At 68.7% G+C, this 22,559-nt stretch carries 36 protein-coding genes and 1 other RNA gene; all 37 read right to left on the bottom strand.

Annotated features, from left to right (window positions below):
* Positions 1–23: 23 nt before the first annotated feature.
* The gene (locus SCI24_RS08185) at positions 24–2,351 is read right to left on the bottom strand and encodes a tape measure protein (RefSeq protein WP_318724931.1); all 2,328 of its coding nucleotides are present in this window, start codon (positions 2,349–2,351) and stop codon (positions 24–26) included.
* A gap of 145 nt (positions 2,352–2,496) precedes the next feature.
* The gene (locus SCI24_RS08180; protein WP_318724930.1) at positions 2,497–2,988 is read right to left on the bottom strand and encodes a DUF6631 family protein; all 492 of its coding nucleotides are present in this window, start codon (positions 2,986–2,988) and stop codon (positions 2,497–2,499) included.
* Positions 2,989–3,006: 18 nt separating this feature from the next.
* On the bottom strand, positions 3,007–3,780 hold the full coding sequence (locus tag SCI24_RS08175; RefSeq protein WP_318724929.1) for a hypothetical protein: 774 nt from the start codon (positions 3,778–3,780) through the stop codon (positions 3,007–3,009).
* Positions 3,781–3,783: 3 nt separating this feature from the next.
* The gene (locus SCI24_RS08170; protein WP_318724928.1) at positions 3,784–3,978 is read right to left on the bottom strand and encodes a hypothetical protein; all 195 of its coding nucleotides are present in this window, start codon (positions 3,976–3,978) and stop codon (positions 3,784–3,786) included.
* A gap of 32 nt (positions 3,979–4,010) precedes the next feature.
* The gene (locus tag SCI24_RS08165; RefSeq protein WP_318724927.1) at positions 4,011–4,487 is read right to left on the bottom strand and encodes a hypothetical protein; all 477 of its coding nucleotides are present in this window, start codon (positions 4,485–4,487) and stop codon (positions 4,011–4,013) included.
* On the bottom strand, positions 4,487–4,897 hold the full coding sequence (locus tag SCI24_RS08160; RefSeq protein ID WP_318724926.1) for a DUF1320 domain-containing protein: 411 nt from the start codon (positions 4,895–4,897) through the stop codon (positions 4,487–4,489). The genes SCI24_RS08165 and SCI24_RS08160 overlap by 1 nt, the downstream gene beginning before the upstream one ends.
* A gap of 3 nt (positions 4,898–4,900) precedes the next feature.
* On the bottom strand, positions 4,901–5,386 hold the full coding sequence (locus SCI24_RS08155; RefSeq protein ID WP_318724925.1) for an HI1506-related protein: 486 nt from the start codon (positions 5,384–5,386) through the stop codon (positions 4,901–4,903).
* A 68-nt stretch (positions 5,387–5,454) separates the two neighbouring features.
* Entirely contained in the window at positions 5,455–6,357 is a 903-nt protein-coding gene (locus tag SCI24_RS08150) for a Mu-like prophage major head subunit gpT family protein (RefSeq protein WP_318724924.1), read from the bottom strand.
* A gap of 13 nt (positions 6,358–6,370) precedes the next feature.
* Positions 6,371–6,787: a hypothetical protein gene (locus SCI24_RS08145; protein ID WP_318724923.1), complete on the bottom strand. Its 417-nt coding sequence runs from the start codon at positions 6,785–6,787 to the stop codon at positions 6,371–6,373.
* Positions 6,788–6,802: 15 nt separating this feature from the next.
* Positions 6,803–7,888, bottom strand: a complete 1,086-nt coding sequence (locus SCI24_RS08140) for a phage protease (RefSeq protein ID WP_318724922.1) — start codon at positions 7,886–7,888, stop codon at positions 6,803–6,805.
* Positions 7,889–7,972: 84 nt separating this feature from the next.
* Positions 7,973–8,479 carry a hypothetical protein gene (locus tag SCI24_RS08135; RefSeq protein WP_318724921.1) on the bottom strand — a complete coding sequence of 169 codons (507 nt, stop codon included), beginning with the start codon at positions 8,477–8,479 and terminating at the stop codon, positions 7,973–7,975.
* A complete protein-coding gene (locus tag SCI24_RS08130; protein ID WP_318724920.1) occupies positions 8,467–9,456 on the bottom strand; it encodes a hypothetical protein in 990 nt (329 codons plus the stop codon). Before SCI24_RS08130 ends, SCI24_RS08135 begins: the two co-directional genes overlap by 13 nt.
* A gap of 179 nt (positions 9,457–9,635) precedes the next feature.
* The gene (locus tag SCI24_RS08125) at positions 9,636–10,112 is read right to left on the bottom strand and encodes a phage virion morphogenesis protein (RefSeq protein ID WP_318724919.1); all 477 of its coding nucleotides are present in this window, start codon (positions 10,110–10,112) and stop codon (positions 9,636–9,638) included.
* A 1-nt stretch (position 10,113) separates the two neighbouring features.
* Positions 10,114–11,322 carry a PBECR2 nuclease fold domain-containing protein gene (locus SCI24_RS08120; RefSeq protein WP_318724918.1) on the bottom strand — a complete coding sequence of 403 codons (1,209 nt, stop codon included), beginning with the start codon at positions 11,320–11,322 and terminating at the stop codon, positions 10,114–10,116.
* Positions 11,322–12,914, bottom strand: coding sequence for a DUF935 domain-containing protein (locus SCI24_RS08115; protein ID WP_318724917.1), 1,593 nt, complete (start codon positions 12,912–12,914; stop codon positions 11,322–11,324). Before SCI24_RS08115 ends, SCI24_RS08120 begins: the two co-directional genes overlap by 1 nt.
* Positions 12,908–14,407 (bottom strand): hypothetical protein, encoded by a 1,500-nt coding sequence (locus SCI24_RS08110; protein ID WP_318724916.1) that lies wholly within the window; start codon positions 14,405–14,407, stop codon positions 12,908–12,910. Before SCI24_RS08110 ends, SCI24_RS08115 begins: the two co-directional genes overlap by 7 nt.
* A gap of 8 nt (positions 14,408–14,415) precedes the next feature.
* On the bottom strand, positions 14,416–14,967 hold the full coding sequence (locus SCI24_RS08105) for a DUF3486 family protein (RefSeq protein ID WP_318724915.1): 552 nt from the start codon (positions 14,965–14,967) through the stop codon (positions 14,416–14,418).
* Between the two features lie 10 nt (positions 14,968–14,977).
* The gene (locus tag SCI24_RS08100; RefSeq protein ID WP_318724914.1) at positions 14,978–15,286 is read right to left on the bottom strand and encodes an ArsR family transcriptional regulator; all 309 of its coding nucleotides are present in this window, start codon (positions 15,284–15,286) and stop codon (positions 14,978–14,980) included.
* Positions 15,283–15,630 (bottom strand): hypothetical protein, encoded by a 348-nt coding sequence (locus SCI24_RS08095; protein WP_318724913.1) that lies wholly within the window; start codon positions 15,628–15,630, stop codon positions 15,283–15,285. Before SCI24_RS08095 ends, SCI24_RS08100 begins: the two co-directional genes overlap by 4 nt.
* Before the next feature lie 16 nt (positions 15,631–15,646).
* Complete coding sequence (locus tag SCI24_RS08090; protein WP_318724912.1) at positions 15,647–16,267, bottom strand: 3TM-type holin; 621 nt, start codon at positions 16,265–16,267, stop codon at positions 15,647–15,649.
* A 1-nt stretch (position 16,268) separates the two neighbouring features.
* On the bottom strand, positions 16,269–16,631 hold the full coding sequence (locus SCI24_RS08085) for a D-Ala-D-Ala carboxypeptidase family metallohydrolase (protein ID WP_318724911.1): 363 nt from the start codon (positions 16,629–16,631) through the stop codon (positions 16,269–16,271).
* Complete coding sequence (locus SCI24_RS08080) at positions 16,628–17,152, bottom strand: hypothetical protein (RefSeq protein ID WP_318724910.1); 525 nt, start codon at positions 17,150–17,152, stop codon at positions 16,628–16,630. Before SCI24_RS08080 ends, SCI24_RS08085 begins: the two co-directional genes overlap by 4 nt.
* Before the next feature lies 1 nt (position 17,153).
* Positions 17,154–17,498, bottom strand: coding sequence for a putative holin (locus SCI24_RS08075; RefSeq protein ID WP_318724909.1), 345 nt, complete (start codon positions 17,496–17,498; stop codon positions 17,154–17,156).
* Positions 17,499–17,658: 160 nt separating this feature from the next.
* Complete coding sequence (locus SCI24_RS08070; RefSeq protein WP_318724908.1) at positions 17,659–17,868, bottom strand: hypothetical protein; 210 nt, start codon at positions 17,866–17,868, stop codon at positions 17,659–17,661.
* 42 nt (positions 17,869–17,910) lie between these two features.
* Entirely contained in the window at positions 17,911–18,315 is a 405-nt protein-coding gene (locus SCI24_RS08065) for a Mor transcription activator family protein (protein ID WP_318724907.1), read from the bottom strand.
* Complete coding sequence (locus SCI24_RS08060) at positions 18,315–18,725, bottom strand: regulatory protein GemA (RefSeq protein ID WP_318724906.1); 411 nt, start codon at positions 18,723–18,725, stop codon at positions 18,315–18,317. The genes SCI24_RS08065 and SCI24_RS08060 overlap by 1 nt, the downstream gene beginning before the upstream one ends.
* Positions 18,722–19,129 carry a hypothetical protein gene (locus SCI24_RS08055; protein WP_318724905.1) on the bottom strand — a complete coding sequence of 136 codons (408 nt, stop codon included), beginning with the start codon at positions 19,127–19,129 and terminating at the stop codon, positions 18,722–18,724. Before SCI24_RS08055 ends, SCI24_RS08060 begins: the two co-directional genes overlap by 4 nt.
* 9 nt (positions 19,130–19,138) lie before the next feature.
* An RNA gene (locus SCI24_RS08050) (hammerhead ribozyme type II) lies at positions 19,139–19,203 on the bottom strand.
* Positions 19,202–19,348, bottom strand: coding sequence for a hypothetical protein (locus SCI24_RS08045; RefSeq protein WP_318724904.1), 147 nt, complete (start codon positions 19,346–19,348; stop codon positions 19,202–19,204). Before SCI24_RS08045 ends, SCI24_RS08050 begins: the two co-directional genes overlap by 2 nt.
* On the bottom strand, positions 19,345–19,578 hold the full coding sequence (locus SCI24_RS08040) for a hypothetical protein (RefSeq protein WP_318724903.1): 234 nt from the start codon (positions 19,576–19,578) through the stop codon (positions 19,345–19,347). The genes SCI24_RS08045 and SCI24_RS08040 overlap by 4 nt, the downstream gene beginning before the upstream one ends.
* 10 nt (positions 19,579–19,588) lie before the next feature.
* On the bottom strand, positions 19,589–19,831 hold the full coding sequence (locus SCI24_RS08035; RefSeq protein WP_318724902.1) for a hypothetical protein: 243 nt from the start codon (positions 19,829–19,831) through the stop codon (positions 19,589–19,591).
* Between the two features lies 1 nt (position 19,832).
* Positions 19,833–20,468 (bottom strand): DUF3164 family protein, encoded by a 636-nt coding sequence (locus tag SCI24_RS08030; RefSeq protein ID WP_318724901.1) that lies wholly within the window; start codon positions 20,466–20,468, stop codon positions 19,833–19,835.
* A complete protein-coding gene (locus SCI24_RS08025) occupies positions 20,465–20,719 on the bottom strand; it encodes a hypothetical protein (protein WP_318724900.1) in 255 nt (84 codons plus the stop codon). Before SCI24_RS08025 ends, SCI24_RS08030 begins: the two co-directional genes overlap by 4 nt.
* A 1-nt stretch (position 20,720) precedes the next feature.
* Positions 20,721–21,131: a hypothetical protein gene (locus tag SCI24_RS08020; RefSeq protein ID WP_318724899.1), complete on the bottom strand. Its 411-nt coding sequence runs from the start codon at positions 21,129–21,131 to the stop codon at positions 20,721–20,723.
* A complete protein-coding gene (locus SCI24_RS08015) occupies positions 21,118–21,411 on the bottom strand; it encodes a hypothetical protein (protein WP_318724898.1) in 294 nt (97 codons plus the stop codon). Before SCI24_RS08015 ends, SCI24_RS08020 begins: the two co-directional genes overlap by 14 nt.
* Positions 21,408–22,034 carry a hypothetical protein gene (locus SCI24_RS08010; protein ID WP_318724897.1) on the bottom strand — a complete coding sequence of 209 codons (627 nt, stop codon included), beginning with the start codon at positions 22,032–22,034 and terminating at the stop codon, positions 21,408–21,410. The genes SCI24_RS08015 and SCI24_RS08010 overlap by 4 nt, the downstream gene beginning before the upstream one ends.
* On the bottom strand, positions 22,031–22,414 hold the full coding sequence (locus SCI24_RS08005) for a hypothetical protein (RefSeq protein WP_318724896.1): 384 nt from the start codon (positions 22,412–22,414) through the stop codon (positions 22,031–22,033). Before SCI24_RS08005 ends, SCI24_RS08010 begins: the two co-directional genes overlap by 4 nt.
* Positions 22,415–22,559 lie beyond the last annotated feature (145 nt).

The following is a 22,559-nucleotide window of genomic DNA, read 5'->3' as shown; positions in this document are numbered from 1 at the left end:
CGTCTTTCCCTATCGGTGATGGCCTAGAGGCCCAGAGCGCTGCGCCAGGCGTTGCGGTTGGAGCGCGCGTGGTTGAGCACCACCTTTTGGCCCGCGGTGTCGGCCATGGCCTGCTCGAGCACGTCCGCCGGGTTGAAGACGTTGACGTTCTTGACGCTGACGTTGGGCTCGCCGCCCCCCTGGTTATCGCGATGGCGGGGATCGGCCGCCGTCAGCACTTCCTCGCCGCGGCGCAGGATCGCGGGCACCTCGTCGGGGGCCAGGCCGGCGATGCCGCCGGTGTGGTAGCGGGGCGCGGTGCCAAATAGATCGCGAGTGGTGCCGCCCTGGCCGACCACGCCGCCGCCGTGGAACAGGCTGGCGATGGCGCCTCCTATCCCGCCACCACCGCCGCCCATCGCCTGCAGGGCATTGAAGATGGCCTGCTGCATGATCATCCGAGCGATCTGCAGCAGGAAATCGGCGGCGAACTGGCGGAAGGCATCAGCCAGTGAGTCGATGGCGTCGCGGCCGTTGGCGATGTCCTCGGCAAAGGAGGTCAGGGCATCAGTGGCGCCATAGGTGAATTCGGCGTTGATCTGACGAGCACTCAGCAGGCCCTGGTTGATCTCGTCGATGCGCTGGCTGACCTGGGCGGCGGCCTGCTCGAGGGCGGCGGCGTATTCGGGGAACTGCTGTTTGAGCTCCTCGATCAGCTCCAGTTGGCGCTCCATGGCGCGGGCCGGGTCGGCTTGGTCGAGGATCTGCTGGAGGGCCTGCTCGGCCTGCTGCTGAGCCTGCTGACGCTCACGCTCGGCCTCGGCGCGGCGCTCCTCGGCCTCTGTCAGGCGTTCGATCTCGCGGGCCTGCTCGACGATGCTGGCGGCCAGCGCCTGGCCCTCGGCGCCCAGGCGGGCGACGTCGTCGGCCATGTCGCCCAAGGTGAGGCGGTACTCCAGGGCGGCGGCTTCGCTTTCGCCGAAGGTGGCGATCTGCTGCTGGAGCCCCTGGTCGAGGTTCTGCAGTGCCTGCAGGGCGGCCTGGTACTCGCGGGCCGCGGCGCTCTGGCCGCTGCTGCTGCCACCGGAGGAAGAGGCGCGGGGACTTTCGGGTTGGTCTTCTTCGCCGCGCTGCCCTTCGGTGATGTCGATGGTGATGGGGGGCCGGTTGGCGTAGTAGGCCTCGATCTGGCTCTCGAGACGCGATAGCTCGGCCTTGAGCTCGTCATCGCTCCAGTATTCCACCAGTCCAGTCGGGCCAAACAGGCGCAGACGATCGCCCTGACCAGCCAGGGATCGACTGGGCGTATCGAGCATGCCGCGGATCTCGTCGGCACGCTGCTGCATGCGCACAACGTCGTCATTGGCCACGCCCTGGGTAAGGGCGGCGAGCTCTTCGCCGGCCCAGGCGGCGAAGTTGGTGCCGGTGCTGACGCCTTGGGCCATGGCGGCGACGAGATCAGCCACGGCAGTACCCAGGGTGACCATGGACTGTTGGAAGCCGGGATCGGTGACCACCGCGCGCAGGTCGTCGATGGCGTCGGTGAAGCCGGTCACCTCGCTGCCGCCGAAGGTGACCAGCAGGTCGTTACGCAGCTGCTGGAGCGCCTGGCCGACGGTGCGCTCCATGCTCTGGAATTCGCGGTCGATGCTGTCGGCGGATTCGAGCAGGGCGCGGCTGATCTGCTCGGCGGTGAGCTCGCCGTTCTGGCCCATCTCGCGCAGCCGCCCGATGGTGACACCCAGGGCGTCGGCGATGGCACGCGCTAGGCGCGGGCTGTTTTCCAGCACCGAGTTGAGCTCCTCGCCGCGCAGCACGCCACTGGCCATGGCCTGGCTCAGCTGCAGGGTGGAGGACGCAGCCTCCTGGGCGCTGGCGCCCGAGACGATATAGGACTGGTTGATCGCCTTGGTGAGGGTCAGCAGTTCTTCATTCGAGAGATTCAGTTCCTCGGTCGCGCGGGCCATACGCGCATAGAGGTTGACCGTGGGCTCGAGGCCCTGGCGAGTGCTGTTGGCGAGCTGGTAGAGATCGGCGAACGTCTGGTTGAACTCGTCCTGACTGCCGGTGACCAGGCGCAACTGGCTCTCTAGGCCGGTCATGGTGTCGGTGTAGCGGACCAACTGACGCAGGGCGAGGCCGGCCCCTAGGGTGGCCAGCAGGTTGCGCACCTGCCCTACGGTGCCGGAGAGCCGCCGGGAGCTGCGCTCGGCCTTGTCGGCCTCCTGGGTATAGCGGCGCATGCCCTGGCCGGCCTTGCCACCACCGCGCGCCACGTCACCCAGCTCCTGCTCGACCTGCTGCAGCTGGCGACGTGCCTGCTGCAGGTCGGCGCGCATGCGCAGGGCGAGTTCGAGGTTACGATCGGCCATCAGGGTTGGCTCCGGTTACGCAGCTTGCGGATCTCCTGGTTGGGCTTACCGCCCCAGGCGACGTGGACCGCCTCGATCAGGTCGGCGCGATGCTCGTCGCGCCGGCGGCGGGTCAGCGCGTAGTAACGCTGGATCTGCCGCCAGGTCAGGCGTCGGGCGAGCTCTTCGGGGTCTCGCCCGTAGCCGCCACTGATGAGGGCGTCGAAGAGCTCGGCGAGGGGGATGGGTTCCCTGTCGTCGGGGGCACCATCTGGCGCATCGCCCTGGCCAGCGCCCCGCCGAACACCAGCCGTCTCATAAAAAAACCCGAGTTGACCCGCCAGAAGGTCATCGAGAGCGTCTGGCCGTCGCGGTCGCGCAGGCCCTCGATCCACGCCTCGTCCTTGCCGGTGCTGATCGCCATCAGCGCGATCCAGGCCGAGTAGTGCTCAGCGATCAGGCCGTCCAGGGCCAGGGCGTCGAGCTCGCCGCCCTCGAGCAGCTCGGCCAGTGCGGCGAACAGCGGCCGGGCCAGGGCGATGGCGCGCAGGCCCTCCAGGTAGCGGAACTCGCGCACCTCGATCGTCTCGCCGGCGATCTCGAGGGTCTCGTCGGGGAAGAGGATCTCGGGATCCTGTTCGGGGCGATGCTCGCTCATGCGCTGCTGTCCTCCTGGTTATGCGGCGGCGCGGCCGTCGACGTAGAGCTGGGCGTAACCGTCGCGGGTCTGCACGGCGACGATCAGCGGCATCTCCTGGGGGTTCTCGCGGCTCTTCATCGGCAGTTCGCCGTCCGGGGAGAGGCGCGCCTCGGGGATGTAGATGTCGCGGTTCTGACCCTCGGTGTTGTTGGCCACGAACTTGACCTCGCCGCGCCGGGCGCCGAGCTGGTTGGTGGTCACGCGGTCGCGGGTCTCGGCCGCCGGGGTGTAGTCGACGTGGATGGTCTCTTCGGTGATCGTGCCGTCCTCGAGGATCTCGAGCATGCCGATCTCGGCATGGACGACATAGTCGGTGCCGGCCACGTAGGTGGTGGTATCGGTCTCGTCCTGGACGTCCACCGCCGAGACGTTGCGCACCCCACCGGGGTTATCCGTCGAGGCCCCCAGCTGGTAGAAGCGCCCGGGCATCACGGCGTGGGCCTCGTCGGTCACCGGGGTGTCGGTCTGGGAGACCTCGCTGGCCTCGCCCATCATGAACAGCGCGTAGTTCTCGGCGTTCATGTCGCGCAGCGTGGTGCGGCCGGAACGGCTGACGCGGATCGGCACGTCGAACAGGCGCTCGGCGGTGGGGCCGTCGGAGCCGTCCACCGGCAGGGTCTCGCCCTGGGCGGTGATGGTGAAGGCCGGGGTCTCCGCCAGGTAGCGGTAGCCCTCGTAGGTGCCATCCTCGCGGCGCGGGTTGAAGTAGACCTTGCCGGCGGGCACCACCACATTGAGATTGCGAGTCATGGCTTAGGCCTCCTTCGCGTTGGCTTTGGCACCGCCGCCGATGTGGCCGGATGCCGTCAGGCGCTCGATCTGGCGCGGGGTCAGCCGGGGCTTCTCCTTGCCCTCGGGTGTGTACAGCGTCCCGCCCTGGATGACGGGCTTGGCCAGGGTCACCTCCTGGCGCGGGGCGGGCTGACTGGCTTTCGTCTTGGTACTCACGGTGTCGATCTCCTGGTGTCAGTCGCCGGCGGTCAATCGACCGAGGGCGCGCGGGTCATCAGCACGGTCTCGAACTGCAGCGGGAAGTAGCCGAAGCCGCCGGGGGTGAAGGCCGGCGCCGGGGCGCTCACCCGGGCCAGAGGGCCCAGACCCTGCCCCGGCCGCCAGCCGGAAAGCGCCTGGATCGCCCGCGAGAGGAGCGGCCCGGCGGCCTCGCGGGCGGCCTGGCCGGTTCGCTGCTGGCGGGCGTTGCGTACCGCCACCACCACCATCCAGCGCTGGCGCAGCACGTGGTAGTTGCCCTGGTCGACCTGCTCGCCCCCGGGCACCGCATCGCCCATGTAGATGACGTGCAGCGCGGGGGTATGCTGGGCGCCCTCGGTCACCCCGGCGAGATCCGCCGCTGAGAGCACCTTGAGCCCGGACAGGTCGGCCAGCTGTGCCTCGAGGCGGGCGAGGATCAGGCCCTCGGCCACCAGGTAGTCGTCGTGGTGCAGCGCCTGGCTCATCAGAAGCCCCCTCCCGGCATCACTCGCTGGCCGCTCTGGAATTCCACGCTGCCGGCGGTGGGCTCGTCGGCGTCGCCGCCGATCCCCAGCAGCACCTCGCCCTTGGCCACCGCGCGCAGGAACTTGATGGCGTCCTCGTAGCGCTTGGTGACCTGGTCGGTGGCGTGTTCGTCGTAGAGCCGGTAGCGGGCGATGTCGCAGGCGTAGGCCTGGATGATGCGCGGCACCGGATCCAGCGGCACGGCATAGCCCCCGGCCGCCACCCGTCCGTCGATCTCGCCGGCGGCGTCCGCGATGGCCAGATCGATCTCGCCCTGGTCGATCGCCTGGCCGGTGTCATCGGCGGCCAGCTGGAGCAGCTCGTCCTGGCCGAAGCGATCGATGAGATCCTGGAGGGTGATGTAGGGCATGGCTTACTGCTCCGGTTCGCCGTCGTCGTCGGCCGGGAAGGTGCACTCCTCGACCTCGAGGGCGGGATCGGCGTGCAGCTGCTCGAGCTGCTCGTCGGTCAAGGCCGAGAGCGCGATGCCGAGCCCCTCCTGGGTGAAGCGGAAGCCCGCCCGGCGGCGTGAGCCGTAACGCTTGCGGGTGCGCACGAATACCGCGGGCACTTGCTCAACGGGCGCCTCCCCGGGGGGCGTGTTAATTTTCTCGCCCTTCTCGGAGGCCTTCGGCTGATCCTGCGCCGCGTCAGAAGGGCCTTCCTTGGCGGCCGGCTCCATGGCGGGCTCCTGGGTGGCGGCGTCCTTGACTTGGGTAGCCTCGACCCCGCCCGCCTCAGGCGCTTGCGCGCTATCGCCGGCATTGGGCTGGGGGGTCGCGGCCTGCTGTTCCTGGGTCTCGCTGGCCTTGGGGGTGCGCTTGGCCGCGGTCTTGCTGGTCGACTTGCGGGTCGTCATCGTCTCTCTCCTCCCGCTGCGCCCGCCATCGGGCGGGCGCAGCGCCGGGTCATTGGCTCAACTCAGCCTCAGGCGTTGGCCAGCCAGGCGTTGAGCACCAGCTGCGAGGTTCCTTTCCAGGGGTTGGTGGCCCCGGCCGCGTCGCGCTCGTTCATGAGGATCACGCGGGCGTCGCCCTCCAGGGTGTTGGGCACCATGGTGTGGGTGTGGCGCAGCCCCAGCGGACGGCCGTGGTCGCCCTTGAGGGTGGTCAACCGTTCGCGGGCCGCCTTGTAGTTGGCCGCGTTGAACTCCTGGTTGGAGCGCACCACCAGCTGCCACAGGCCAGGCCCGGCGTTGACCCGCGCGTCCGTGCCGAACATGAAGTCGTCGGTCATGAAGACGCGATCGCTCATCAGGTCGGTCAGGGCGCGGAAGTCGTAGCCGCGGCGGCGCTGGAAGATCATCGGCTTGATGGCCCGGGAGAGGTCCATCACGTACCAGGCCGGGCCGCTGCCGCCCATGTCGTTGGAGACCGAGGTCTCGGCACCGCTGGCATCCAGCACCGGGTGATCGGTATCGAACAGGCTCTGGCCGTCGTAGCACAGCGGGTTGGCCTCCAGCACCTCCACGGCGAGCTCGTTGGGGTGCTCGCGGGAGCTGCGCCCGAACTCCTCGAAGGTGGGCGCGTAGAGACCGTAGGTGTCGTCCTCGATGGCATCGCGGGGCACGCCGGCGGTCAGCTCGAACTTGCGGTTCTTGATGCTGAAGTCGGCGCCCTCGAGGCCATGCACGACCCGGTCGCCCAGCCACTCGCGCATGCGCGGCAGGGTCTTCAGCCAGGGATAGACCTCCACGGCGGTGGTGCTGTTGACCGTGGTGCAGAACTGCTCGTAGAGCGCGCCCTGCTCGCCCAGGCTGGTGAAGCCCTGCTGGAAGTTGGTCTTGTAGGCCTTGAACAGGGCCTGGAGATTCGCGGAAGTGAGATCCATGTCGGGCTCCTAGTTAGGCGGTGGGATCGATGCGGACCCAGACCCCGTTGTCGTCGACGTCGTCGACGGTTCCGGCGGCCGAACGGGTACTGGTGCCATCGGTGGCGGCCACGGTCTGGTCGTCGACCAGGTAGCAGGGGGTGCCAATCATGGTGCGATCGATCGGGTCACCGCCGTCGTTGGCGAAGTGGAAGACGCCCCGCTCGATCTCGACGACCTGGTCGCCATCGGCCCCGCCGACGTTGTCCTGGTAGTGGTGGAACACGCCCAGGGCGGTAAGCCCGGTGGCGGTGGTGCCCGGTGCGGCGTAGCCCGCGGCGTTCATCACGGCGATGGCGCCGGCATAGCACAGGGCCCCGGCGGCGACGGGGGCGCTACGCCGGTTGCCGGCGCGGGTCGGGGTGTTGCGGTTCTTGGTAGCGGCGACCATGGTGGCGCTCCTCCCTTACTTGTCGTCGGCCGGGTTGGCCTGGCGGTACTGCTCGGCGGTCAGGCCCATGCTCTTGCACACGGCCAGCTCGGCGGCGCTGAGCTCGCCCTCCTTCGGCTTGTCGGCCTCGGGCGACTTGCCGGCGGTCTGGGTGCCGCCCTTCAGCGCGGCGAGGCTGGGCGCGTCCTTCAGGTGGGCCTTGCAGGCGGCCAGCCCCTGGCGCTTCAGCCAGTCGGCGGTGGCCTTGCCCGCGATCCGACCGTCCTTGAGGCCCTCGTCGATCAGGCGCTCCATCTCCTGGTCCTGGCCGACCTTGGCCTGGGAGAGTGCCGCCACGGCCTCGTCGTAGACGGCCTTGGGCACGAACTTGGCAGGGTCCGGCTCGGCGGGCTTGGCCTGGGCCTTGGCCTTGAGGGCGGCGACGGCCTCGCCGGTGTCCTCCTCCTCCTTGAGGGCCATCTCCTCGCGGAGCTTGGCGTGGGCCTTGGCGGTGGCCTGCAGATCCTCGATGGCGGTCTGGATCTGCTCGTCGGTGGCCTCGGCCGCCAGGCCCAGCAGTGCAATCAACTGTTCGCGGTTCACGGAGTCATCCTCCTGGGGGTGGGTCGTCATGCGCGCCGCGGCGAGTGCCGAGATCGCGCCATCGTCGATGGCCGGGGTGTTGGTCAGGGCCACGTGCAGCAGGTCCAGCACGGCCCCGGAGTCGGGGTCATACGGGAATACCGGGGAGAGGTAGCGGTAGGCGTCGCCCTCGATGGCCGCCTTGGCGGCGGCCGTCCAGCTGACGGCGCCGTAGAGGCCATCGTCCCGCCACTCCAGCGAGCGCGGGTCGACCCAGCCAGCCGCCGGGGCCGGCAGGCCATTGCGCTCGGCCAGCAGGGTCTGGTGCTCGTAGTCGATGACGATGTCGGTGGAGCGGGAAGCCGCCAGGCCGATCAGCGCCTCGGCGCCCTGGGCGTCCAGGTGCCAGGGGCCGCTGCCGGCCATGGCCCCACGGGGGGCGTGGAAGGTGCCGGCCGGTATCAGGCGCGTCTTGTCGTCGGCGGAGCGCACGGCGAGGGCGCAGACGGCGACGGAAGGCTTGGCGGATGCAGTAGTCATGCCCGCAGCATGGCGGGGCATGCGCGGGGGCCGGATTTAAAGCATCTTGGGAGTTTCTAACGGCAAGGGGGAACTTGAGGTGCGCTATCTTGCGCCGGTTTCCTTCTCACGGCGGCGTCGAATTTCCTTCTCCATCGCCGTGACATGTTTCCGGCTGAGGATCTTGGGCAGCTGGAATGAGTGGAAGATACCCAAAGTGGCGAAGAAAAGCAGGCCATGCTCGGTCCAGCGCTGCACCCATAGGGGCCAGGTCGACGAGATGCTAGTCAGGAAGGCCAGCACCAGAACGGCCAGGTACACGTAGAATGTCACGCTGTGGCGAAGCAGCTCGCGGCGGATCTCGCCAAGGTAGTAGGTGTCCTGGCGCCAGTTTCGCCCCCGCAGCACCCTGTCGTTTGCCACGATCGCCATAACAGCTGCCAGAAAGCCGGCCAGGATCGAAAACACCGTCACCAACACCGAGGTAGCGTCTTCGCTTCGATGATACCAAGGTTGCAGTAGCCAGCCCGCCAGCCCTGCGATCACCACGCTGGTGATCTCAGTGGCGACCTTACGCCTGCTGACCCTGGGCCCACCCGTTATCTCTGCCATGCGCCTCTATACCTCAGCTCTTGGTGGAATGTATTGAGCTCATCCCATACTTCATAGGCGTCCAGGTCATTCTGCTGCTCCTTGCGCCGCAGCCGAACCTTCTTTTTCAACACCACATCCCCGGTGCGAATGGTGTTGCCGGAGCGCGTCAGAATCACCACCTCAGAGTCGTCCGGTATCTCGTCGACCATGTCGAGGCCTGCATCGTCTAGAGAGGACAGCACCACCTGCTCCGCACGCGTTCCGCCCGAGGGCATGATTGTCGTGGTGACATTGATGTCCCCCCAATGGCCTGCCAAGACTTCCCGCTCCCGCTCGTCTTCGACTTCTTCGGCCAGATAGTCCTGACAATGCTTGCGGAAACGCCGGAAAAGCTCGGTAAAACCGCCCGGGTCCTGACCCTCTAGCTCATGGGTAGCGGCGTACATCGTCCCCTTAATGGTGATTTCCTTGACACCTTCCCGCTCGAGCGTCTGTCGCTTTTCCTGATTGGAGGCAGGCTGCAACTCGAACGCCGAGACGACGGGAGGCAAATTGGCCCTATCGAAAAGACCCCTCAGGTACTTCTCCACCGAGGCATAGCCTCGCATCGCGCCATCCGTGCAAACCAGCAACTCCTGCCCCTCGATGAGCATGAACGCGTCGGCCAGCTTGAAGGCCCGGTCTTGCGGCGGGGCTTCCGGTAAGTCGTCGTCGTGGTCAGCCGCGACGTCGGTGCCAAAGGTACCCATTCGTTCTCCAGGCGCTCCAGCGCCTATGGCCAGCAGCAGGGGCTGCTCGGGATCTTCATAGTCCGAATGACGCTGCCTGACACCCACCACGCCCAAGCTACTGATGCCTACCTTGGTATCACCCACATTCGGTAGTCGTTGCAGAGCCTCTCTCACGAGCTCGGCAAAGGTCTCCGGAGGCGCCTGGTTATCGTTGTATACGGCACGCAGGTAGTGGAGCGTCTTGAGGGCTGGGCGTCTTGGCATCGGATGTTCCCTATCGCATGAAGTGGAGCAATGAGATACCAAACAGCCTAACTGTTCGTTCAAACCCCCCGCCAGAAGAAATCTAACGCGCCTCTAACCCCCCTCCAGACTAAAACGCGACCGTAGGCACCCCCGTAGAGCTTGCGCGCCTCTCAAAGGCTTGTAGGGACTTTTCACGATCACCCCATCACATGCCGCTCCAGGATCTCCAGCACCGGCTGCTCGTCCTCGCTAGCCAGGCCCAGCCAAGGGCGCGCCGGGATGTCGCCCCAGGGGATGGGCCCACCCCGGGCGGTGGTGCCGAAGGCGCCCTGCCGGGCGCCGAACTGGTGCACGGCGCCATACACCCGGTCGGTACCGAACAGCAGCTCCGTGGCGCTCTCCTGGTAGCGCAGGGTGTCGCGCAGGTAGCCGTCGAGCACCAGCACGCGGTCGGCGTTCTTCTTCTTTCGTGCCCGGGTCACCGGCGACAGCGGTGCCCAGGGGGTTCCGTCTGGCGAGCGCTGGGCGTCCCAGCGGTCACGGTGGGCGAGGTCCAGGTATTCGCCGATCTCGCGGAAGGCCGGCTGGGGATCCTCGATGCGGTCGATCAGCTCGCCAATGGCGGCCAGGACCGAGCGGGCCTCGAGGTCGAGCTGGATACGGGCACCGGCCATGTCAGTTCTCCTCTTCGCCGCGACGATACAGCCGCACGCCGCGCCGCCACTCATCGACCTGCGCATTGTCCGCGCTGCCGACCCAGGCGGCCCAGCCGGCACGTCCCCAGTCCATCATCACCGCCCCGCCCTGGAACCACGCCAGGTAGCGGCGGCGCAGCAGCCAGCGGCCAGCCACCTCGTCATGGACCAGCGCCGTCCAGATCTCGTCCGGGGCGTCCAGGGTCTCGGCCAGCAGGGTGAGGTTGCCGGTGAGATGCCCCAGCGCCAGCTCGCCGGCCTCATCGACGAACAGCTGGCGGGAGAGCGGCAGGATCTCGCCCAGGGCGTCGCGGTGGAAGGCCACGCCGTCGGCCTCGGCCACACCTAACCGCGCGAGGAAGGCGCCGACCTCGGCCTCGGGGCCGTCGGCTGCCGGCGGTTCGGGAGCCTGGCGCGGTACCGGCGGCAGGTCGGGCGCCGGGCGAGCCGGCACAGTGCGGGTCGAGGGCAGCGGCTCGCGCAGCGGCCGTGGGCTGATGCCGCGCAAGCGGGCCATGCCGGGGCGGTGCTCGAAGCCGGGATCGATGCCCACCGGCACCTCCACGGTGCGCGGGTTGGGCCCGTTGGCGCCGACCACGCGGGTCTCGCGCTCGATCTGTGGGGCTTGCTTGACCGCTAGGCCCAGGCGGTCGACGTCGGCCTGGCTCAGCATGAACTTCTTGCAGCTGCAGCCCCAGCCGTTCTGGGGTGTCCAGGTATCCCACCAGGGGTCGTCGATCGGCACCACCCAGCCGTCCTTGTCGATGTGGTGCGGGCGGGGATTCTTGCTGCCCCCGTGGCGGTAGAGGCCATAGGGCCGGGCGCGACGCAGCTCCGGGTCGGCCATCTGCGCCTCGCGGCCGGCGGCGTAGCTCTGGCGCAGGTTGGTGTCGTAGATCACCCGCGATCGCCAGCCGCGGCTGCCGTTATAGGCCCAGCCGTGGCGGGCGACGATGTCATCGAAGTCGCGGCGGAAGTCCTCCAGGGTGCGGCCTTCCTCGATGGCGCGGCCCACGGCGTCGGCGAAGTCCTCGACGATGGCCTGGCGCGTGCTGCCGGCTACGGCGAAGGCCTGGTCGTTCTCCCGGCTATAGACGTCGCCCCAGGCCCGGGTGGGGATCGGCACCCGCTCTCGGAAGGCCCGGATCTGCTCGCGGAACGGCAGCGAGCCGTAGCGGGCGGCGACCATCAGGCGCCCTCCAGGATGTCGTAGCGGCCGGCCAGGTGGGCGGCGGCGAGGGCCTCGGTCATCACCGCGCCGAAGTCGTCCAGCGGCAGCTCGTCGCCGAGTGCGGCCAGCCGATCGCGCAGGTCCTCGAGGTCGGTGGCGGCCTCCACCTCGGCGCGGATTCGCTCGACCCAGGGCTCCAGGGCGGCATCGCCGTCTTCCTGGAGGCGCTCGCGCTGGGCCTCGGCCACGTCACGCACCGCCGGCAGGGCCTCCCGGGCGGCCGCCAGGCGCCGCGTGGTCACCGCCGGGGGCAGCGGCTGGGCCTTGGCCCTGGGCTGGAGGATCTCCTCCTGGTCACCGGCCTTGGGGATGCGGGTCTTCTCGTGGAACCACCAGGTGGGAATCCGCGCCCCCATGTCGACGAAGGTGGGCAGGGTGTCGGCCAGGGCCTTGAAGTCCTCGGTCTCGCCGAGATCCAGGTAGAAGCGCGGCGCGCGGCGGCGGTCCTCGATGCCGAAGTTCAGGGCGGCCATCGGCCACAGCACGTAGCGCTGGATGCCGCCGGCGTACTGGCGCACGTCGGAGCGGATCAGGCTGGTCTGGCCACGCTCGTGGACGTTGCCCAGGGCATTGGTGTTGGTGCCCTCGCCGGTACCGCTGGTCAAGGTGCCGCCGAGGATCGCCTTGGCCTTGGCGCGCTCGCACCAGTCCATCATCACCTTGTAGACGTCCGCCGAGCTGCCCTTGCCGGCGGCCTCGAGGAACTCCATCGACATGCCGTCGGGGATGATGCCGGCGGCGTCCTTGCCCATGGCCACCACCGCCTTCAGCAGGGTGGCCTTCTCGCGGTCGGTGGCGTTCTTGGGGTACTTGCCGAGCCGCGCCGGCATGCCGTAGATCTCCAGCAGCGTGGCGAGATCCCCGAGCGCGTAGTTCTGGAACAGATAGGGCCAGGCGAGCATGCGGTGGATGCCCATGCGCGCCACATAGCCCGGCTTGGCGCGGTGGCGGTGCTGGATCCAGCCCAGCGGCCACAGCTCGGCGCCTGTGGCGGAGTGGTCGCGCAGGGTGATGACGTTCTGGTCGTCGGGGTGCAGGCGGAACCAGGAGTGCGGGCGCAGGATCGGCTGCTCGATGTAGCGCATCGCGCCGTCTCGCGCCCAGGGCAGCTCCAGGTTGGCCCAGCCGTGGCCGATGCCGGTACCCAGATCGAGGATCAGGTCCTCGACCTCGAGGCCGGCGAACACCTCGGCGGCCTGGTCGGCGGCCTTCTTCTCGGCGCGGCTGGCGTTGTCCGGCGGGACGATCTGCCACTCGAGCTCGGCGGCGAGCTGGCGACGCTTGCCGAGGTCGGCGCCGATCTGGGCGTCCTTCTCCTCCATGTCCTCGAACAGCTCGCTCTGGGCCTTGAGGTGGCCCTGCTCGGCCTCTTCGAGGATCTGGTAGAGCCGTGCCGGGGTCAGGCCCTTGCTCGGGTGTTCGGCGAATTCGCGCTTCAATTGGCCCACCCGGGCCATGCCGACGCCGTCCTCGTCGTCGGTCTGCTGCTGCTCGAGGGCGTCGCGGCCGCCGCCGAACAGGCGATTGAGCATCCCCTTGATGGCTACCATGCGCCACCTCCTGTGCCAAAGCCGTCGCTCATGTCGTCATCCTCGTCGAGGTCCGCGGGGCCGCTGCGCGGCACGCGGATGAAGTCGATCTCGGTGGTATCCGCAAGGCTCGCGCTGTGCGCCAGGGCCAGGGCGATGGCCGCGTCGCCGTGGCGGGCCTTGGCGTCGCCGGTCTTGCCGTCGGGCAGCTTGGGGATGCCCTTGATCACCTGCAGGGCGCGCAGGTCGTCGGCCACGTCGCGGTCGCGGGGGATCTCGATGCCGGCATCCTCGAAGGCGGCCTTGAAGGGCGGCATGTGCTCCAGGTACCAGCCCTGGGAGAGCATCACCGCCTCGACTCGCCCGGCGCCGTAGCGATCGACGGCCTGCTCGGCCAGGTACTGGCCGTTGCCCCGGGCGTCCAGGGCGCCGGCCTGGAGGCGCGGCAGCCGGTCGACGACATAGAACAGCACCTGCTCCTGCTGCTTGAAGGGCACGTTGCGCAGCTCCACCAGGAAGGGCACGCGGCGCACCAGCTGGGCGGTGATGGCCATGGGGGCGATCACCGTGAGATCCCCGGAGCGGCCGAAGTCCTCGCCGAAGGCGTGGGCGTCGCGGGGATTGAGCTGCTCGAGCAGCGGCGCGAGCTCGCGCTGGCACCAGTCCTCGATCTCCAGGGCGCGGTAGTGCTCCGGTACCGCGTTGAACTCCGCCGAGCCCTCGAAGCGCACCACCGGCGCCTCGACCATGCGCGCCTCGATCAGCGCCCGAGACAGGTAGGCTCCGCCGCCGGCCTTGGGCACGCAGTAGTACTCCTCGAGGGCATCCTCGCGGGTGGCGGTGTCGGCCAGCAGGTTGGCCTTCCACTCGTCCTCCGCCACCTGGCTCCACGGCTTGCCGCGCACCTGGCAGATGCGCTGGTAGAGGCCCTGCTCGCAGGCGTCGTCGAGGGTGATGCGATGCACGCTGTAGCGCTTCTTGCCGGCGCGGCTGTCCTGGATGAGCTCGTTGAAGAGGTTATCGACGCCGTTGTGGGTGCTGATCAGCCGCACCTTGGCGCCCCACATCGTCAGGGCCAGGGCAGCCTTGAGCACCTCGGCGAGCTGCTCGTGGAAAGCCGCCTCGTCGATGGTCACGTTGCCCTGGCGGCCGCGCATGTTGGAGGGGCGCGAGCTCAGCGCCTGGATCTTGAAGCCGCTGGCGAAGTGGATGTTGAAGGTGAGGATGTCCTTGTCCTCATCAACCAGGACTTCCTCCTGGATGGTCGAGGCCGCACGGTCGAACGCCTTGGCCCACATGGCGCAGGCATCGATGAACTCGATGGCCATGTCCTTGTTGGAGCCGACGTAGAAGTGGTGGGTACCGCCGGCGGCGCGCGAGGCGCTGGCCGAGAGCACGGCATCGGCCGCCTCGGCCCAGGTGATGCCGGTCCGGCGGCTCTTCTCGGCGATCTTGAGGTCGGCGGCGTCCTCGACCCAGGCTTGCTGGTAGGGCAGCAGGACGGATTGGGGCATGGCCTCGGTCATCCGGCGATCCCCAGGATGTCGCGCTTGATGCTGTCGATGGCCTCGCGGGTCATGCCCTGGCCGGCCAACGCACCTTCGGCGGCCTCGGCGGCCTCCTGGGCGATCTCCAGGCGCAGCTCCCGGGCCCACTTCTTCTGGCCGAGGCTCACCCGGCCGATGTCGGCCAGGGCGCGGGTCACGCTTGCCAGGTGCTTGGCGGCCTTCTCCGGTTCGTGCTCGGCCTTGCGCATGGCGATGGTGATGCGCAGCAGCTGGTCCTGGACGATGCGCGCCGTGGCGTCGATCAGCGCGCCGCTCTCGTCGTCCTGCTCCGCGGTCATGGCCCGGGCCAGCTCGGTGGTCTTGCGCACGTCGCCCATGGCCTCCTCGAACTCCTCCTGGAGGTCCTTGCCGTAGCGGTGCACGGAGCTGCGCGAGACGTTATAGCCACGATCCTCCAGCCAGTCGGCTAACGCCGAGTAGCCCTGGAAGCCGGTGCTGACCAGCTTCTCGTTGAGCTCCTCGCGGATCTCCGGCGGCAGGTCGTAGACCTTGTTGCGCGGGGGCATGGCGATCTCCTCAGGCGATGCCCGGGCGCGGACGAGCCACCCCGGGCACCTGGGCGTTGCCCTCGGCCACGTCGGCCCCGCGAGCGGTCAGGGTGATCACCCAGCCGGCACGCGGCTGCTGGGTGATCACCAGCCCCTGCTCCTCCAGCCAGGCGAGATCGCCGTGCAGCCGGTCGCGGCTGACATGGTGGGCATAGGCGCCCTTGAGCTCATCGCCCAGCGAGTACTCGTTGGCGGTGAACTGGTTGCGGCGCGCCAGGATGCGCAGGATCACCAGCCGCCGACCCTCGGTCTCGAAGTCCTGGTAGTTCGTGCTCATCGTCCGTTCCCCTTCTCGGTCAGCAGGTATTCATGCAGCCGGTTGAGCAGTGCCGAGGTGCCCTGCATCTGGGCGCTGATCTGGGCCATGCCGCGGTTCATCTCGGCGAGCTCAGTGCGCAGCACCTCGATCTCGCCGTAGCCAGGCCGGCTCTCCAGCGTCTGCTCCATCCGCGCGACGTGCTTGTCGACGGCGTCGATGCGCGAATTGACTTCGGCGATGGCAGTGCTGGTGGCGCGGTGCTTGTTGGTCCACCAGACGTAGGCCGCCACGCCGGCCATGAACATCGCCTGGGCGACATCGAAGAGCACCTTGGCGGCGTTCCAGTCGATCGATTCCATCATTCCCCCGCGTCCCTCGTTATCGGTCTTTCTGCCGACCCGCCAGGCGGGTGGCGATAGCGCCCATGAAGCCCGGCGCCGGTGGCTGGCCGGCGGCGACCTGCTTGTCCTGGCTGCGCTTGCTCACGTTGATGCCGAGGATCGCCAGCGCCACCGACCACATCGGCGTCAGCGCGGTGATGGCCTGGGCCACGGTGCCGGCCTGGCCCGGCTGGCTGACGATGGACCAGGCGATGGCCAGGCTCATCACGGCCCAGGCGATGGCCACCAGGTAGCCGAAGGTGGGCCGCCAGCGGCGCACGAAGGCGTCGTTGCTGGCGGCCTCGGCACGGATGGTCTGGTTGATCTCGGCTAGCCGCTTGGTCGCTTCCTGGGCCTGGGCGGCCTCGGCCTCCAGGCGCAGCTTCTCCAGCTCGCGGCGGTGCTCGGCGTCGATCCGCTTCAACTCCGCCAGCTTCGCCGGGTCGTCAAGCGCCCCCAGCAGGCCTTCAGGAGTGTTTTCGACACCCAGCAGGCCGGTGACCATGCGAGCGGCACCAGCAGTAATGCCACCAGCAGCAGGCCCGCCCAGCGCAGTGGCCACGGCGGGGGCGACTTGCGCGACCTTGTCGACGGCATCCTTCCAGCTCCACTCATCCATCTCAGCCCTCCTGTCCCACCGGCCAGCGCGCCGGGCCGTTCGAGCGGGTATCGACGTGGACGAAGGTGGCGTAGAGCCCGAGGCTAGCCTGGGGGAAGTGGCGGGCGATGTAGTCGCGCACCGTGAGCGGCGCGGCGTTGCGCACCTTGATGTCGGCGGCGCGGCCCAGGACGTGCTGGGAGTTCGGTACCCCGCCCACGGTGGCGTTGTGCGCCGGGCAGCGGCAGCCGCTGGTGACGATCACCGGGGCGCCGAAGTGGGTGCGTACCGCTTCGAGGATCTCGAGGGTGCCCTGATCGACGGTGTCGAAGCCACAGCCGCAGGAACAGGCGAACTCGGCGCGCTTGAAGTGTCGGGAGATCATGACCGGGGTCCTCCGGTGTGGCGTAACAGGCGCGTGGCCAGGTCGTTGAGGTGCAGGGCGCGATAGAGGTCGCGCCCGGCCGTGGCGGCCTCGAGGTCCTCGATCAGGACCGCGCCCAGCTGCAACAGCAGGCCGTAGAGCTGCGGCTGCGCATCGGGGTCGACCCGTTCAAGGTCGGCGGGCGGCGCAGGCGGCGCAGGCGGCTCGGGAGGGGGAGGCGGTGGCGCTGGTGATGGCACCGACGGCTTGGCCCTGCGCTTTTCGGCACGTTCGCGGTTGAGGGTGTCCAGCACATGCTGGCCTTCTGTCGTCAGACGGATGCCGCGCCCCGGTGACTCGCTGAAGGGATGCTCGACCAACCCATGAATCAACAGGTCGGAGAGCATGGACTGCACGCGAGACACGTCGCTTTTCGCATGGGCGTTGACGGCTACTGGCACTAGCCAGGCAGGCACTGGGCTTTTGCGGGAAGCTGCCTCGGCGGCGATGGCGGCGAGGATGGTCCGGCGGTCGATGGCCACGTCACACCCCCAGGCTCAGCACGAAGATGACCATCGCGACCAGCACCGCACGGCGGATAGCGGCCAGACTCGCCTCGTGGCGCATGCTGCGACCGCCCTCGGGCTCATGCACATTGCCGGCCGCGAGGCGGTTGGCGGCACGGAAGAGGTCGCCCGGGCGGGCGTAGGGGAAGAGCGTTCGGTCGATCCAGTAGCCCAGCCAGGAGCCCAGGAACAGCAGGGCCAGCGCCAACAGGAGGCGGTCGACCAGGTTGGGGTGAGCCTCGGCGCTGAAGATGATCAGCACCAGACCGGCGACCAGCCAGGGACCGACGCGCAGCTTGTCGAGAAGGATCTTGGAGAGCACGGGTCACCTCGCCTGAACTTGTATGAAGACGCTTTACATATTCAGGCTAGGGACGAAGTGGGATGGCGAGGAAATCAGGCGCTTTACGCAAAATGCCCCGCACGGAGGCGGGGCATGGACGGGATATTTAGCGCGATCGCTGGTGTGCTGTAAAGCGGGGCTACTTCCTGAACCTGGCCAGGATCACCAGGCAAAAGCCGATCACAGCTGGCAGCAGGGGCGCGAGCTGGTCAAGGCCATAGCCGCCCAGCAGCGGGTCCTCCTGAGGGGGGCCGAAGGCCATGATCCACACCACGCTCGCCAGCATCAGCATGATACCGACGACGTCCAAACCCTTGATGCCTTGTCGGCCGGTCTTCTGTTCGCTCATGATCCTGCTCCTTTCGGTCTCGGCTGCCTGCTCTTCAGCGTATCAGAGCAGCTGCGGTTGCACCCGGGCACGGGCCAGCTTTCGCTGCTCGGCCAGGATGGCGTAAATCTGCACCTCGGTGAGGTCGTGCTGGCGCGCCAGCGCCGTGACGTTGGCGCCGTCGAAGCGTTCCCAGATGTCCCGGTCGCGCAAGGCGCGGTCCAGCGCCTCGCCCTTGGGCACGTAGAGGCTGCGGCCGCCGGCATACTGGGCCAGGGCGCGCACGGCCCGGAAGGCGCGCTCCCGGGCGGTGGTTTCGTCGTCGCCGGCGCGGCGCAGGGCGGCGGTGATCACCGTCACCATGTCCGAGAGCCCCTGGGGCCACTTCTTGAGGATCTCGGGATCCTGGAGGCGCGCCAGGGCGTCCTCGGGGATCTCGAAGCCCATGTCCTGGGTGTCGTCTGCCATCAGCCTTCACCTCCATGCCGCTTGTTGTCGATGATCAGCGCCTGCATCAGCTTCTGCAGCTGGGCATCGTCGAGCCAGTCGACTCGCTCGACCCGGAACATGTGCCGGGCCATGCCATCGGCGTAGCCCCAGGGGCGCCCGGCATCGGCGAGCAGCGCTTCGACCTTGCCCATCACCACCTGGCGGGTGGCCGGCGGCCGCGGGGTCTTGCGCCCGGCCTTCTTGGCCGGCTTGGGCTGCCAGCCCAGGCGGCGGAACTCCGCCAGCACGTTGCCCACGTTGCGATTGGTGAGCTCTTTGGCACTGCTCACCCCGGCGGTGCGCGCCAGGATCGCCCGATACTCGTCGTCGCCGAGGCCCAGCTGGGCCTTGGCGATATGGATCTGGGCCAGCTTGCCCTTGCTGATCATGACGTCACCTCGTCGGCCTTCAGCTCGAGATCGGGAAAGTGCTTCTTGAGGTGGCTGATCAGTGTGCGCGGGCTGCCCCAGTAGGGAGTGACGGCCACCGTGCGCAGGGCGGTCATCTCGTCGGCCTTCTTCTTGCCGAAGACTCGCTTGAGCTTGGCGTGCTCCTTGAGCTTCCAGGCGCGGCTCTTCATGGGGCGCCAGAAGCGACCCTCGGGGTGCACCGGCTGGCCGTGCTCGTCGACGCTGCTCCAGGCGCCCTTGATCCAGCCGTCGACGCCGACCTGGATCACCAGCTTCTCGCCGTCGAGGCGCTTCTGCAGGCTCACCTCGTGGCCGTCGGCCAGGATCGTCGCGCTGGCGAACACGCCCTGGAGTTGCTCCTCGAGTACCTTCCACTTGTCCACACATCACCTCGTTGGCTGCTCATCAGGCCCGGCGCACCACCGCCGGACGACGCCCCCGGAGGGGCGTTTCGCTTAGCTGCCGCTGCCGGCGGCGAAGTAGAGAGCCGTTGCGATCAACAGGCCGAACCACTCCGGGGCCATGTCCATGGCATGCCCGTAGCCGCCCAGCCAGGCGAAGAGTCCCAGCAGCGCGCAGCAGAGGCCGCGGGTGAAGTTCATGCCTCACCTTCCTTCAGCTCCACCCGGAAGCAGTGCTGGGCACCCTTGGTGTTGTCGCTGTTGTCGATGCCGGCATCGCTCAGCACGAAGCTGCTCTCGCCGTAGATCTTCTCGGCCACCCGCCGAGCCGCGGCGTGGGGCCCGGCGGTGGCGGTGGCGCGCTGGCCCTTGTGGGTGGCGGCGTAGGTGTTGTTGGCCTGACGGACGCGGATGATGATCGGCTTGTCCATCTCGTGCTCCTCAGTGCATCAGCTGGCGAGTGGGGTGCAGCGGCTGGCCGCTGCACTTGGCGATCGCGCGCAGGTCGGCCACCTGGCGCTGGATGGCCTCGGCGCCATGCAGCGCCAGGCTCTGGGTGACCGTCGGGTCGGTGAGGTCCAGGGCCTCGCCGAACTCCACGGCGACCATCACGCCGCCCTCGCCGGGCTGGATGGTGATGGTGCAGCGCGGTCCCATCGGTTGGGCTTGATCGGAATGGCGCATGTCACACCCCCGCGATGTCGAGGCTGATGGGCTTGTACTGGTCGCTGTCGCCGACCCGCTCATAGATCCGCACGTAGCTCTTGGAGCCGGTGACCTGGACGGCGTCAGAGATGGCGTCCATGGCCTTGAGCCAGCGCTTGTCCTGGATGTTCAGGCGGCGCAGGCCAAGCACTTGTCCGGTGCGGATGTTGCCGGCGGCGTCGACCCGGAAGGCGTCCTGGACGATGGTGGCCACCTCGGGCCGGGCATCGGCGGTCCACTCGCGCAGGCACTCGTCGATCAGCCCCTTGGCAGCCTGGAGGCGCTCGTCGAAGGTGATGCTCTCCTGGATGGCACGCACCACCTTGTACTTGCCGTCGAAGCTGACCAGCTGGACGTTGCCTTTCTTGCCGCCGATCTGGACGTCGTACTCCTGGGCCGAGGTCTGCACGAAGGCCTCGATCTCGCTGAAGGTGTCTGACTTGAAGTCCCTGAGCTCTTCGCGCAGCTCGCTGGCGCGATCGACGATGGCCAGCACCAGCTCGTCGCGGACCTTGTCGATCTCCTTGATCTGGTCCTCGGGGATCAGGCGGTTCTTGGCATCGAGGCGATAACCCTCGGGGATCTGCTGCTGTTGTTTCGGGTTCGGGGCGTTCATTTGGCACCTCCATAGCGCTGGTCGAGTGTGATGTCGCGGCGTACCTGTTCGATGGCGTCCAGGTAGCGCTGGGTATGCGGGCCGTGCAGGCAGACGAAGGCGGCACGGGGCTGGAACTGGTGGCTGCTAACGATGGCCACGGCGATCTGTTCGCGCTGCTCGGCGCCCAGGTCGCGCAGCATCTGGCTGACGCTGGCCTCGCCGAGCTCGGTGGCGTCGATCAGGCGCAGAGCGGGATTGACGGAGATCATCTCAGGCTCCTCGCTTGGTGAAGTCGGCGTTGTGCCGGCGCTCGAAACGGTGATGGTGCAGCGGCTCGACGATGACGCCGTTGCGCTGGGGCAGGTGGGCCAGCGGGCGCTCGGCCTGCTCGGCCTCGGCGCGCCACTGGGCCAGCAGCTCGCGCCAGTCCTGGAAGTTCTCGGGCAGCGGCGTTGACTCGCTGCCGTCGCCGCGCGGCGCCAGGCCGGTGTCCCAGGCCCACCACAGCCGCAGGGCCACGGCCCGCTGCTGGGGCAGCGGCGGCTCGGGCTCCAGGGCACGCTCCTCGTAGCGCTTGGGGTCGGCCAGGTACTGCGCCAGGCTCACGCCATAGCGGGCCAGGCGCAGGGCGATGAAGCGGTCGGCGTAGTGCTCGATGACGGCGTCGCTATAGGTCGGCATGGTGGGCCTCCATGAGTTCGCGCAGGGCATTGGCGGTGTGGTCGCAACCGCACTCGGCGATGATCCGCTCCAGGTCGTGGCGCGGCAGGGCAAGGCGGTCGTGGCGCTCGGCCAGCTTGCGGATGGCCAGGATCGGCCGGCCGCAGTGCGTGCAGCGGTGGTCCAGGTCGACCTCATTGGCGCCCAGCGGCCCATGCTTGGGACAGGCGTAGCGGGGCCGCGCGGGCAAGGCCCGGGGTGGGTGGTAGGGGTTGCGGATGATGGGGGCGTGGTGGTTCATGATTCCCCTTCCTCGGCGCTCGGGGCGCCTTTCAGCAGTTGGCTGATGGACTGGTTGCCGCGGCGCGGGGCCACTTCCTTCTCGCCGCCCCTGGGCTTCCCGCCCTGGCCCTGGGCGGCCAGGCGGCGGTGTTCGGCGAGCACGTCTTCGGTGCTGCGCTCGCGCACGGTGGGGGAGGCGTTAGAAGGCGGCGCGCTGGCCCCGCTTCTAACGGCTTCCTCCTTGCGCTTCTCGGCCTCGGCGTCGAGCCGGTCGGCCTCGCTGGCCACCACCTCGAACAGGTAGCCGTGGCCGGACAGCGGCAACTTGCTGGGCGGGCGCTCGAGGATCTTGTCCAGGGCGGCGACCCACGCCTGCAGCGGCGCCGGGCGGCTGACGCCCTTGCGCTCGATGCGGCCGCTGACGATCACGTCGCGCAGTTCAGAGAGCAGGCGCACGGCCTTGGCGCCGGCCAGGGCGCGGCTGGGCGGCCGGTGCAGCCCCAGGTAGCGCACCACGCGGGGGCCGAGGATCGCCGGGATCTCCAGCGCGGCGGCCAGCGCCTGGTTGTGCTCGCCCTGGGTGACGAACGCCGCCAGCTCGGCGGAGAGCCCGCACTCGGGGCAGATGCCTCGGATGGTCATTGGCTACCTCCGCAGTTCGGGTTGTTGGGGCAGCTCTGGCAGGTGCGCCAGATGCGCATGGCCATGGGGTTGTGGGTGGGCGCGGGGCGCTCGCGGTACTCCCGGCACTGCTGGGTGCTGATGGTCTCGCCCTGGGCGGGGCAATGGATGCCGTCCAGCGCGGCCAGCACGCGCCGCTCCACCCCCGCGGTGCTGGGGCTCGGATAGCGGTTGGCCAGTGCCAAAGAGACCGCGCTGCGCGACATGCCGATGCGCTGCCCGGCCAGGGTGCGACTGGTGGCTTGCACCTCGGCGGCCAACAGACGGATCCAGCGCGGGGGCTCGTCGCCCCAGGCGGAAATATCCACCGGGCGCGTGCGATGCGATGTGGTTGCTGTCATGCGTCCCCCCCGTTGCCGTTGTCGCCGTTCCCGCCTTGGAGGCCGCGGGTCACCACCACCTGGCCGGTGTTGGGGTCGTAGAGCTGCTTGACCCGCTGGATCATCGGCGCCCGGGGGCCGCTCCTGCGGCTGGCCACCAGCCGGA

The organism is Halomonas sp. (genome assembly GCF_033549285.1).
In the GTDB taxonomy this organism is placed as follows: domain Bacteria; phylum Pseudomonadota; class Gammaproteobacteria; order Pseudomonadales; family Halomonadaceae; genus Halomonas.
This window is presented reverse-complemented; position numbering and strand designations above follow the sequence as displayed.